The sequence below is a fragment of the Calothrix sp. NIES-2098 genome (genome assembly GCF_963875125.1).
Classification (GTDB): Bacteria; Cyanobacteriota; Cyanobacteriia; order Cyanobacteriales; family Nostocaceae; genus Aulosira.
On record NZ_CAWNKJ010000001.1, the window covers coordinates 3,275,147 to 3,288,957 of the forward strand.

The window sequence follows — 13,811 nt, forward strand, 5'->3', positions numbered from 1 at the left end:
TGAATAGCCTAATTTCTTAGACTCATGCGATCGGGTCTTCTATTTAGTTAACGTATCCTGGATCTGGCAGAGCAATCTGTTACTAGTTAATGCCAGATGTGAGTCAGCTACAGTCGCCAAACAAAGAGTGAAAGCCAATGTCTAAGCGTCCCAATCAAGTGAATCACTCCAATTCCCCCAATCGTCAGCGTTTCTGGTTACTTGTGTTGGGTCGCGGTGGTATTGCTTTGGGTGGAATCTTGCTGCTGACAATTATCGGTGGTCTTTGGCGTTTATCGAATTTTGTCCAAAAAGAATTAGCACCGTTAGCAGAAAAAAATCTCACGACCACACTCAACCGTCCGGTAAAACTTGGCGGCGTGAAAGATTTTTCTCTGATGGGAGTAAGGTTTGCAGCTTCGGAGATTCCAGCAACTGCTACAGATCCAGACCGAGTAGTAGTGGATGCTGTAGAAGTAGGTTTTGACCCATTACAGTTAATTTTTAACCGTAACTTAAAGCTAGATGTCACCTTAGTCAATCCCGATGTTTATATTAAAAAAGATGAGCAAGGGCGCTGGCTGAGTACTACTATCAGCCTGAGTGGGAAAGGCGGCCCGATTAAAACCGATTTAGATAAAATTCGGTTACGCAATGGGAAGTTGATTTTGGTAGGTTTGTCCAAAACCCCAGGACAACAAAAATCTACAACGCCACAACGCCCCAACTTGGCTGTGGGTTTTTCGCACCTCAACGGAACAGCCCAACTTTTGGAAAACAATCAGTTGATGAGGTTTGATGTCACAGGTCAAGCAGATAGTGGTGGTAGTCTAACGCTTCAGGGAGATACACGCTTAAAGACACAAGCCGCTAATTTGCAGATCCGAGGACAGGACTTGCTGGCTGCTGATATTACTCGGATTATTCAGCTACCGCTGACTTTACAGGCGGGTCGCGTTAATGGGGATTTAAAAATTCAGCTGATACCACAGCAGCAGACTTTACTTTATGGCAGTGCTTTTTTGCAAGGAGTAGCAATTCAAATACCGCGTCTGCCACAACTGTTAAATAATGCCCAAGGAAACGTCAACTTCCAGGGAGTGGAAATACAGCTCGATAAGGTAGCTGGTAACTATGGCAAAATCCCCTTAGTAGCTACAGGTAGTATCAACCGAGAAACTGGCTATAAGTTGAGGGGACAAATAAATCAGGTAGATGTAGCTACAGCCTTAGAAACTCTCAAGGTAAAATTACCTCTACTGGCGACTGGAGAAGTAAAAGCAGACTTACAACTTGTCGGCGCACCTACGAAACCAATTCTTACAGGTACAGTTGCGACGATTAAACCTGCTCGCATAGACAAAGTAGATTTTAAATCTGTTAGTAGCAAGTTTGAGTTTTCTGCTAGCAATTCTTTAGTTAGCCTGAAAGATATTCAAGGTACACCAACGGTTGGTGGCAAGGTTGCGGGTACTGGTGTTATAAAACTCGGTAAAACGCCGCAACTGGATTTTAATTTTACTGGTGAGAATGTACCAGGTGATGCGATCGCCCAAATTTATAACACTACACCTTCATTTCAAATCGGTGCTGTTTCTGGTACAGGTCAGTTAACTGGTACTGCTGGTAATATTCAAACTGTAGTCCAATGGCAAGCTCCCAAAGCCACCTACCCCGCAACTGGTGTAGTCACCGTTGCCCCAGATCGGACTGTCTTCTTCCGCGATGTGGCTTTTAATCTCAGTGGTGGTAAAGTACAGGCTTCTGGTAGTTACGCCAATCAACGTTGGCAAGCTGTAGCACAAGCCTCTGGCGTACAGGTAGAACCTTTTGTAGACAAAAATAAACTGCAAAATGTCTCTTTAGCTGGGGCAGAATTTAACGGTCGCTTGCTCCTTTCCGGGACAACATCACCATTTCAAATTGCCTCAATTCAGACTGAGGGTGCTGGCGTACAAATAGGTGGGGGAACGGTTGCAGTTTCTCATATTCAGTTACAAGACCAAAATTTTGCGGCGCAATTAGTCGCTAATGATGTGCGGTTGGGGCGGATATTGAAGAATATTCCCCCAGCGTTGACCGGGCCAATGGCTGGTACTTTCCAGATAGCAGGCAGCAGAGATAACTTTAGCCTCAAAACTCTGCGCGGTACTGGCGAGGGTAGCTTGGCTGTGGCTGGTGGTACGGTGACAGCGAAAAATATTCAACTAGCTGATGGTGTGTATTTAGCGCAACTCCGGGCCCATAATCTGGCTGTGCAGGAATTAGCACCAACGATTAAGCAATTTCGCGGCAATTTGAATGGTGATTTTGACGTTGCCGGATCGGTTGATTCTTTTAAACCCGAAAATATTGCCGCTACTGGTCAGGCACGGGTGAATCTTGCCGATGGCACAATTACAGCCTCGAATATCGAACTAGCTAACGGTCGCTATCAGGCTGTGGTTAAGGCTTCAGGGGTGAAATTAAATCAGTTAAATCAGCAGTTACGCGGTCAATTTGGCGGTCAGATGCAAGTGGCTGGCACAGTACAATCAACTAAATTAGCTGATGTGCGGGCTGCTGGTCAGGTACAGTTTTCTCAAGGTATTGCCGCAATTACCCAACCCCTGAGTGCAGCGATCGCCTGGGACGGACAAAAGCTGAACATCGAACGCGCCACAGCACCGAATTTAAATGCCAGTGGTTATATATTAGCCAATGCTCAAGGCGCAGGCATACCACAAATTACAGATTTAAATCTGAATGTGCAAGCGCAAAATTACGACTTGCAACAGTTGCCAATTAAGCTACCAAATGCAGTCGATTTGGCTGGGAAAGCAGATTTTGCCGGACAAATAACTGGTAACTTACCTGTGCCCAATATCCAAGGGCAACTCAGGTTACGCAATTTGGCAGTGAAGAACTTTGCCTTTGAGCCAGTTTTAAGTGGAAATATTCAATCGGTGCAAGGCAAGGGTACTAATTTAGACCTAGCTGGAAACCGCGATCGCATTGCCTTCAACCTCAATGCTAACAATCGCCCTAACTCTTTTTTAATCAACTGGCAACAAGCGTCCGCCAGCGGTCAAGCTCAAGGGGATAATTTGGCTTTGAAATTAGATAGCTTCCCCTTACAAGTATTAAATTTATCTTTACCTGCTAACACTCGCCTTGGTAATACTGCATTAGCTGGGGCGTTAACCGGGAATTTGCTAGTAAATCAGGATACATTAGCAGCCAGTGGCAATATTGCGATCGCCAATCCCGCGATCGGACGCATCAAGGGCGAACAGTTAACTGCGCAATTCCGCTATGGTAATGGCATGGCGAATATTACAGATAGTGCCTTTGTGAAAGGTAAAAGTCGCTATGCTTTTACAGGCAATGTCAGTACATCCACTAAAACTCCTCAAATTCAAGGTAAACTCAACATCAATGAGGGAAATGTCCAAGATGTCCTGACAGCCATACAGGTATTTGAGTTACAAGATCTGCGCAACGGCATGGCAGCGCCAACCTACGGTAAAGCTGCGGATCTGGTGACAGTCCCCCAAGGATTAGCCAATCAGCCATTATTAACCCAAATTGAGCGTTTTTATCAGGTTGATGCTTTATTAGCAGAACAACAACAACAGCGGCGTGACGCAAATCCAGTGCCAGAGTTAGCAGACTTACAAGGGACTTTCAACGGAGAAATTGCTCTCAACACTGCTACTGCTAACGGCATAGCCGCACAGTTTAACTTAAATGGTCAAAACTGGAGTTGGGGCAAAGAAGCAGAAAAGAACGAACCAGGTCGTTTTTATCGTGCGGAACAGTTGATTGCCAACGGTAGTTTTGAAAACGGTGTTTTGACGTTGCTACCTTTACGTATTGAGTCTAAAGACAGGCTGATCGCTTTCAAAGGTAACATTGGCGGTAACGATCAATCCGGTAATTTGCAGGTCAAAAATTTCCCCATCCAGGCATTGAGTAATTTTGTGAAACTGCCAGTTGGGGTGACAGGCAATCTCAACACTTCAGTAGCTTTAGCAGGTAGTATCAGCAATCCCAAAGCTAGAGGTGAATTACAAGTCACCGAAGGAACAATCAATCAGAAAAAAGTAGAATCAGCTATAGCCAGTTTTAGCTATGACAATGGTCGCTTAAATTTTGGCAGTAACGTCACAGTTGCTGGGCCAGAACCCGTTAACATTAACGGCAGCATACCCTATAAGTTGCCTTTTGCTTCTGTAGCACCAGATAACGATCGAATCAGTCTGGATGTGAAAGTAAAAAATGAAGGACTTGCACTGTTAAACGTCTTAACTAGCCAGGTAATGTTCGAGAATGGTGAAGGTGAAGTAGACATCACGGTGCGCGGAACCAGACAGCAGCCACAAGTAGTTGGAATTGCCAGTGTTAATGATGCCACTTTTTCAGCCCAAGCTTTACCAGGAAAAATAAGACGTGTTACAGGCAAAGTCACTTTTGATTTTGACCGGGTAATAGTGGAGAATCTTCAGGGTAAATTTAGCCGAGGTCAAGTAAACGCGGCTGGGGAAATTCCCATTTTCAACTCTCAACAAGCGATTGTTACCAATCCTCTTACTGTTAACCTCGATCAACTAACCTTGAGACTCAAAGGTTTGTACGAAGGAGGTGCAAGCGGTAATTTGCAAATTACTGGTTCTGCTCTTAACCCGGTTATCGGCGGTAAAGTAGAGTTATTTGATGGTCAAGTGTTGCTTGCAGAAGCTGCCAACACTACCAACTCTACGGATAGCACCCAAGGTCTTTTACCAATCGAAGCTAACAAGCAAGACAAGACTGAAACAAAAAATACACCTGCAAGATTGAATAATCTAGAACTATCACTAGGTAAAAACGTCCAAATTTCCCGTCCACCAATTATCAACTTCCAAGCAACAGGTAGCCTCGCTGTTAATGGCTCTTTAAATCAGCCAGTACCAGATGGTAAGATTCGGCTAGAAAAAGGAGGAGTAAATTTATTTACTACCCAATTTAATCTTGCTCGTGGTTACGAACACACAGCAACTTTTAGGAAGGAACAACCACGCGACCCCAATTTAGATATTCTGCTATTTGCTAAGGTACTGGATGGAAATTTGACTGGTGATATTAGCAAGCTCAACACTACAGGTTTATCAAGCTTAGAAACTGTGCGAGTAGAAGCCAAAGTTAAAGGGCCTGCTAGTAAATTAAACGAAAATCTGCAACTAACAAGCACTCCCACACGTAGCGAAACAGAACTTGTAGCGCTTTTAGGTGGTGGGTTTGTAGATACTCAGGGGCGTGGCGACAGCACTTTAGGGTTAATTAATATAGCAGGTTCCGCTGTCTTTAACAATTTTCAGGGAGCCTTTAACCAAATTGGTAATGCTTTTGGTTTAAGCGAACTTCGTCTATTTCCCACTGTTATCTCTGATAATCCCGAAGCAGGAAAGAGCAATTCAACTTTAGAGTTAGCGCTGGAAGCAGGGGTAGATATTTCTTCTAAGTTTTCTGTTTCTGGCATCAAAATTTTAACAGCCAATGACCCATTACAATGGGGTCTAAATTATCGAATTACCGATACAATTCGCCTCCGCGCTTCTACAAATTTATTTGATGATAGTCGTGCAGTAGTTGAGTATGACAGGCGATTTTAAAAAGAGTCAAGGATTAGTATTTCTTCCTTGTTCCTCTTGTCCCCCTACTCCCTGTTGTTCTTTTTTACAAGTACTGCCCGTCAACGTATAGTTGTCTACTTGAACCCAGCTATCTTGACTTATAGCCCAGAATCCAGTGAAGATGTTGTACTCAGATTCACTACCTGTAACAAACCGCAGCGTTAAAGGTATGTATTGAGCTAATCTACCAAACTTGATTTCTACAAAAGCTTTTTGATTTGCATCTCGCACTCCAAAAGAACCGTCTGTGACATTTTCGGATGTCCTGATGTAGGCTTTTAACTCATACTCGGTGTTAGGTTGTAGCTTTACACGCTGGTTAATACCATTCCATCCAGAAACATTGCGCATCCAAACGTTGTTTTGAGCAGAATTGCTGTTTCCCATTCCTCTATCAATGCCAACTTTGCCTTCAGAAACCCAAGGACTGCTGACAATTGAACTAGTTTGTTCTTCAAAGTCTCCATCTAATAATGGACTAGGACAGGAAGCTGTTACTTTAGCAGAGCCAAGACATTGGGTAATTCCAATGGTAATAAATAATGTAACTGTGGCGATCGCGAACTGTTGACTAGTCATTTCTATTGACCTCTTGACTCAGGGTGATTACCCAAGTCAATGAGTATATAATATGTCTATAGTATCGGCTTGAGGGAAATTACTGAAGGCTTAGGTTTGAGCGATATTTATGATGTTAGAGTCGATTTTTGTGATAGATTGCTGATGAGTCGCGCGCTCAGAAGTTGTGCTATTCCCTCACCACCTTGGCGCATAATTTCATGATGATTCCATTCCATCAATGGGCGAATAAATAGTGCCAGTGCGTTCATCCAAGGTTTAGTGGTGGTTACAGTCCAGGTGTAGCTGACTGTAGTTACTCCATCAACTTCTTCTAGTTCCCACAAGCCTACTCCCTCTAATTCACCACTAGCAACTGCTTTCATAATTTTGGGTGGCTCAATGCGAGTAACGCAACCATCAAAAGTCAGTTTGTAAGAGAGAGGTGTTTGCCAAGTAAAACGCCGGATATTCCCAATTAAAGACGCTTCACCTGCTTCAATCTCAACTACGCTTTCAACTGCTTTCCACCAGCTAGGCCAGCGTTCGGAATGGATAATTACATCCCAAACTTTGTCGATAGGTGTTTCAATTTCCCAAATTGTTAAAAAGCTGTAATTTGCCATTTTCCTGGTTGAATTGCTCAATTAATTCCATAATTCTCTCAAATTGGAAGTTATGTGCTAAGTCAGCCAGAAATTTGTTTAATTCAGCATTATCTGGAGGAATTTGACTCAGCAAATCTAGGATGATCTCGTCACTGCATTGTGCAGCAGCATGGTAAAGCTGGGTTAACCATTCAGATGAAATTTCCGATAACAAAGCTAGTACATCAGTGGGCGTTAAAATTTGTTCTGCGATTGTTTGGCTGGCTTTTTCCCAGGGATTAGTTTCTGTTTGATAAAGATATTTTACTCCTAAATATTGGCTGAGTTTTTCTAATAATATTTCCTCGCGAAATGGCTTGTTAATCAAGTCATCACAGCCAGCGCGAATCATTGCTGATCTTTGTTCTTCAAAAGCATTGGCAGTTAAAGCAATAATGATAGTACGGTGATGAGATATTGGTTGTTGGGATTCTCTAGCTTTGATCGCTCTTGTGGCTTCATAGCCATCCATTACAGGCATTCGCATATCCATAAAAATTATATGTGGTTGCCATTCCTGCCATTGAGCGATCGCTTCTTGACCGTTAGTAGCTTCTCTTACAACAAAGCCAATAGATGCCAGTAATTCTACTACTACCAAACGACTTTCTGTGGCATCATCAACTACTAAGATCCGATATTCTTTTTGCGGTGGTCCTAAACCAATTACTACAGATTTACTGGGCTGAATCTGAATTTCATTGGCTGAGGCTGGGTTAATTTGAATATCAAAGGTAAATTTACTACCTTCCCCCAAAGTGCTATTTACACTAATATCTCCACCCATTAACTGTACGTATTTGCGGCTAATTGCTAAACCTAGCCCTGTTCCTTGGTGCGATTTTCTGCCAGTTTCAGTTTGTCCAAAAGCTTCAAACAATAAGTTAATTTCTTGGGAAGCGATACCAAGGCCAGTATCTTGCACTTCAAATAAGATCTCAGAGGGATGGAGTGAATTTTGCTCGCCTACTCCCATACTGACACGCAAAGTCACGCTACCTTTATTAGTAAACTTGATAGCATTACCTAAGAGATTCAGCAAAACTTGTAGCAGTTTACTTTCATCAGTTTGCACATAATTAGGAATGTCGGGAGCATATTCAAATATTAATTTGAGGTTCTTAGAAGCGGCACGCAAGCGCAACATTTCTTCTAAGCTTTTGAGGAGGTGGATTAAATCGAAACTGCTGATATTTAAGGTTGTTCTGCCAGCTTCAATTTTCGACATTTCTAAAATGTCATTAATTAAATTAAGCAGATGCTCGCCAGCACGATTAATGATGGCTAGGTGTTGCTGATGTTCGCTAGATAAAGAATTTTCACGGCTCATAATTTGGGTGAAACCGAGAATAGCGTTGAGTGGAGTCCGCAATTCATGGCTCATGTTAGCGAGAAATTCACTTTTGGCACGATTAGCCGCATCAGCAGCATCTACAGCTGCTTGCAATTCTTGTGATTGACTTTGAGTTTGTGCTAGCAATTGTGCTTGTTGTAAAGCAACTCCTAATTGGTTGCCAATTTGCACTGCAATATTAATTTCTTCTGTTTTCCATTGACGGGGTTGAGAATTTTGATAACTTGTTAATAATCCCCAAAGTTCCTGACCGCATAATATGGGCACAGTTAGATAAGCTTTTGCCTGAAAACGCTCCAATAACCTGATGGTATGAGTTTGAAATCCAGCTTGATAAATATCTGATACGCATTCGTAGAAGATGTCTTGGTTGGGTTGTAAATCTCGATCTTGTAATGTGTCTGCACTATTTAACAGTGTCATCATACCTCGCTCATTTTCTACCTTGAGGGTGGGGTTATTTAGGTGTGTTGCGATTAAAGAAATCCAACCAGACCCTACTGCTTCCGAAACAAACTCCCCATCACCTTCAGGATTACAACGATAGACAACAACGCGATCGCAATCTAAAACTTGCCGCAATTCTTGGGTTGTGGCGGCAAATATTGTCTCTAAATCCAAGGTTTGGCGCATCCTTTGAATTACTTGCGCGATCGCTCTTTCCCGTTCTGCGCTCTCCTGTAAGGCTTCTTCTGCTAATTTTCTCTCAGTAATATCTGTAACTGTACCGATATAGCCTTTAATTTCGCCATCATCGCCAATTTCTGGCAAAGACTGACACAATACCCAGACAATCGTTCCATTAGCTCTCAAAAACCGATGTTCGCTTTTATGCGGAGATTTAGTCACCCTGGCTTTATTCCAGGTACTCAAAACATACGGGCGGTCATCGGGATGTATAGCTTTTGTCCAAGATTGTCTCAAGGATTCTGCTAAAGAAAGCCCTGTAATCTCGCTCCAGCGTTGATTTAAATATAAGAAATTGCCATCAACATCCGTGTGAAATATACAAGCTGGAGATGCTTCTGCTAAAAGTTGATACCGTTGCTGACTTTCTTGTAAAGCTAATTCTGCCAGCTTACGAGCATTGACATCTGCCCAGTAACCAACAAACTCTATTGGCTTTCCTGTGTCATCGCGGATCAATCTTACCTGCTCGTATAACCAGTGATAAGTCCCATCAGCGTGCAAAAAGCGGTATTCGTAAGAATTGTATTCCTGCTCAAACAGCTGGGAAAATTTTCTTAAGATATACTCAACATCTTCTGGGTGGACGTGGCGCAGCCAGAAATTAGAATTTTCCAGAAATTCCCGCGCTTCGTAGCCCAGCATTTTTTTCACGTTCTCACTCATAAATGTATTGCCGAAATCCCCGGAAGTTTTGCTGCTATAAATCACTACAGGGCTAGAAATCAGCAGATATTGTAAGCGTTCGTTTGCCAAGCGCAGTTCTTGTTCTGCATATTTGCGATCGCTAATTTCTACCATTACCGTCCCCACCCCAGATGGGCGATCGTCTTCACCAGGAATGGGAAAATAAGAAATCAGGAAGTGTCGCACAATCTCTGGTTGCTGGGGTGATGGAATGCTTACTTCTACGTTCAGTATCGGTTGACCAGTTAATAGCACTTGTTTGTAGAACGGTGCAACCAAGGGAGCCATCTGGGGAACAATCTCGTAAATACTCTTACCAATGTGGTCTTTTTGCAGCTGTCCGTGAATTTCTGCGAGTAATTCGTTGATTTGCACAAACCGCAGTTGCTTATCTAAAATATCCATCCCCACAGGAGCACCAGAGAAAAAAGCATTGAGGCGAGCTTCTCTTAAGGCTATTTCTCGTTCTAGGGTTTTACGTTCGGTGATGTCTTTGTGAGTACCTGTCATCCGCAGGGGTACACCTTGTTCGTTGCGTTCAAAAATCTGACCGCGACTCTGAATCCACTTCCAAGTACCTGAGGCGCAGCGCATCCGAAATTCTACTTCATACACAGGAGTAATACCTTGGAAATGGTCTTCTAATAAAGATTTAACTAAAGGTAAATCTTCTGGATGGACTAATTGCTCAAAAGCTTGTATAGTTTCCTCAATTTCGTCTTCTGCGTAACCTAACATCTTCTTCCAACGCCAGTCACGATAGATTCTGCCACTTTTAAAATCCCAATCCCACAATCCTAAATCGCTAGCTTCTAAGGCTAACTGCAAACGTTCTTCGCTTTTTCTGTGGGCGGCTTCTACTAGTTTGCGCTGAATTAGTCCGCCTAACTGAGCAGCTACAGCACCGACTAGTAATAACAACCGCTTATCCACTGAGACTGAGCTACTTTTGAAAAATACCAAAACAGCTAAGACTTTGTTACCAGCCAGAATTGGTACGCCAAAGACCGCTTTTAATCCTACTTTTAATGCTTGTGGCGATCGCAAAAAAACAGGCTGTGACACATGAGAAACATCTTCAATCCATTCTGGCTGCTTATTCTGCCAAACTCGCCCTGGTAAATCTTCACCCAGAGTTAATTTCAGAGTTTTACTTTCTAACCAAAATTCTTCTAAGGTGTTTTGCTCTCCGTACCAACTCAGACTATGTTCTAAAATATTTCCATCATCGCTAGGTAGCCATGCTTCCCCAAAATCCCAGCTGATATTGTGGCAAATTAGGCGCAGGACGAGAGCTAAAGCACTGTTAACATCAATGGCGCGAGTAATGGCTTGGGTAGTCAACAACAACAAACGGCTTTCATTTTCTGCTTGCTTGCGCTCGGTAATATCTTTAGCTGTACCCAATATGTATTTTTGCCCATCAATTTCGCTCATTTCCGCACTTAACAAAGTTGTCTTCACTTCCCCTGATGCGGTGCGGACATCAATCTCATGGTTACGGATGACTTTTGTCTGTTGCAGCATTTGGGGGAGGAAAGCATATTCTTCTGGATTGACCCAAATCTGCAATTCTTGGCTGGTATGACCGATTACCTGAGAACGGGAATAACCAAAAAATGTACAGAAACTATCGTTAACTTCGATATAACGCATATCAGGAAAAGTACTGAGGCTAATCGGGTCGGGAGAGGATCTAAAAGCCGAGCCTAGCTTTTCTTCGGAAATGCGTCGTGCTGTTTCTGCGCGTCTGCGTTCTCGTGTTTCTAGCACTAAAGATACTAAATTACCTAAAGAACGCGCAAAATTTTGGTCTTCTAATGACCAATGATGAGTAACTGCTACTGCTTCTAAGCACAAAACTCCTACAGTCTTTCCGCCTAGCCTGATTGGAGTATCAAGCATAGAAGTAATATTGAAGGGAGTTAAGTAAGAATCCAAAAATTCTTTGGTTCTGGGATCTGTGCAGGCGTTATGAGCAACGATGATTTGGTCTGAGTGCAGCGCTTGAAAATAAGTTGGATAATCTGCTGCTACAAGTGAATAACCTTCACTATGTTGCTGTTGACTCTGCTCATATAAATCAACACACTGCAAAATTGTGGCGTTTTCCTCATATAACCAAACGCTAGCTCGTTCCACCTCGATATTTTTTGCACCTACTTCAGTGATTTCTTTAACAGCCGCTTTTAAGTCACCTTGATAAAGTACTTGATTTTTAGCTAGTTCTGTTAACACTAAGTTATGCTGGCGAAGTTTGATAGCGCTGGCTTGCAATGCTTGTTCGGCGCGTTTGCGCTTAGTAATATTACTGGCTGTACCTGTTACACCAACAACTAAACCCTTTTCATTGCGTAAAGCGATCGCATTGATTAATAAATAAAGGGTGCTACCATCTCTAGCACAACAGCTAATTTCTTGCTGAAAAACAGACTCTCCCTTAACCAAGCGAGCAAATAATTTCTTAATCAGAACAATTTGATTTGGCAAGATGAAATCAGCAAAGTTACGTCCAATCATTGCTTGGGGTTCGTAACCATAAAACTGTTTAACAGCAGGGTTAACAAAGGTAATTACGCCATCTGCATCCACTGACCAAATCATGTCTTGGGATGTCTCAACTAAATGACGATATTTGCCTTCACTGACTTTAAGAGCAAACAGGCGAGCCTTGCGGGAAGCTTCACTAACGCGAATTTCTTGCTGGAGTTGAATTAGTTGTGTTTGTAGCTGCTCCTGTTCTTGTTTGCGTTCGTGCGCGATCGCCATAGTGGCGACTGCTGCTTGTAAAATTGAAATCTCAGAAGATTCCCAACTCCTGACTTCCACACAATTATCAAAACCGACGAAGCCAAAAAATTCACCTTTAACAATTATTGGCAATATCAAAATCGAGAAAATTCCTTGAGTTTCTAGAATTTCCCTTTCTAATTTTGAACATTCAGTCACTATCTCAGAAATAATCTCCCCTTGAGATAATACAGCGATCCAACGGGAGAAGAAATCTTCATAGGAAGAGATGCTGCGGGCAGAGTTGGTATTTTTGGCAGGAATTCCGGGCGCACACCATTCTGCATATTGATTTATCGTCAAGGTGCCTGTTTCTGTAAGCTGATTTTCACAAATATATACACGACTTGCTTTTGATATTGATCCTAGGATTTGTACTATTTCTCTATAGTATTTGTGACTACCATCAAAAGTAGATAAAATGCGTTGAATTTGCACAAGGGCTGATAGATAGCGTTCGCGAGATGCTTGATTTGATTCTAGAAGTTGATGAGCAGTGATATCGATGAGAGTAGTAACAACCAAAAATTTCCCATCATCTTTTTGATAAATTACCTGGCTCATTTCTACAGGTAAGCGCAAACCATCTTTACGCGTAATATTAAATTGTCTTTTTTCTGGCTGAATACCATTAGCAATAAAATTTTTATATTGCTGGATTAAATTAGATTTTTCTTCTGCTGTTAAATTTGAATAATGTAAGGTAAATTGTTGCCCGATCAATTCCTCACGTGTAAATCCATATATTTGACAATAAGCAGGATTGATATCTACGAAATATCCGTTTTCATTTGTTAAACAAACTCCTGCACTTACAGTATCTAAAATCGAAGTTATATGCTGATTTTGTTGGTTTAACTTGAGTGTTAATTGTTGACGCTCTTGTTTCTCTTGAAACAATTGATGATTTTGGATGGTTAACTGCTTCTTGAGTTGCAAAATAGTAATTTGCTTATCTAATCTTAATAAGATTTCTTCAGGTTGCAACGGTTGAGAAATATAATCCACATTTTGATTTTTAAGTAATTTATGTGGAGTTCCTAGAAAAATTACAGGTAGATCTTTTGTGATTTTATGAGATTGGATATATTGCCAAACTTTATATCCATCTATATCTGGCAGCGAAATGTCAAGCATAATCAAATCTGGGGGAGAAGCGATCGCTTTATTTATCCCCACTTTTCCAGAAACTTCTGTTTGCACTTGATAACCTTGGCATCTGAGAATATCTGTTAAAAATTGCAAATTTTCTGGACGAGCGTCTACCACTAAAATTTTGATCTGTTGAGCATTAATTGCCATATCAATTTCTGGTTTTATTTGCAACCACTAAGAAATATCTGATTGGGCATGGGGCATAGGGAATTAGGTATGGGACATTTCTCCTCTGCTTCCCTACTTCTGGGCTTTTTGCTTCATACTGTCTCGCTAACCTCACAAGTTCCTCAAATTCTG

At 42.0% G+C, this 13,811-nt stretch carries 4 protein-coding genes; 1 reads left to right on the forward strand and 3 read right to left on the reverse strand.

Annotated elements, in window-relative coordinates:
• Nucleotides 1-137: 137 nt before the first annotated feature.
• On the forward strand, nt 138-5,612 hold the full coding sequence (locus AACU33_RS13690; RefSeq protein ID WP_096589219.1) for a translocation/assembly module TamB domain-containing protein: 5,475 nt from the start codon (nt 138-140) through the stop codon (nt 5,610-5,612).
• 6 nt (nt 5,613-5,618) lie between these two features.
• Here AACU33_RS13690 and AACU33_RS13695 read toward each other — a convergent pair whose 3' ends face one another.
• From AACU33_RS13695 to AACU33_RS13705, 3 genes are all read right to left on the reverse strand, one after another.
• A complete protein-coding gene (locus AACU33_RS13695) occupies nt 5,619-6,212 on the reverse strand; it encodes a hypothetical protein (protein WP_096589220.1) in 594 nt (197 codons plus the stop codon).
• A 107-nt stretch (nt 6,213-6,319) separates the two neighbouring features.
• On the reverse strand, nt 6,320-6,817 hold the full coding sequence (locus AACU33_RS13700; protein WP_096589221.1) for an SRPBCC family protein: 498 nt from the start codon (nt 6,815-6,817) through the stop codon (nt 6,320-6,322).
• The gene (locus tag AACU33_RS13705) at nt 6,780-13,658 is read right to left on the reverse strand and encodes a PAS domain S-box protein (RefSeq protein ID WP_339375992.1); all 6,879 of its coding nucleotides are present in this window, start codon (nt 13,656-13,658) and stop codon (nt 6,780-6,782) included. Before AACU33_RS13705 ends, AACU33_RS13700 begins: the two co-directional genes overlap by 38 nt.
• Between the last annotated feature and the right edge of the window lie 153 nt (nt 13,659-13,811).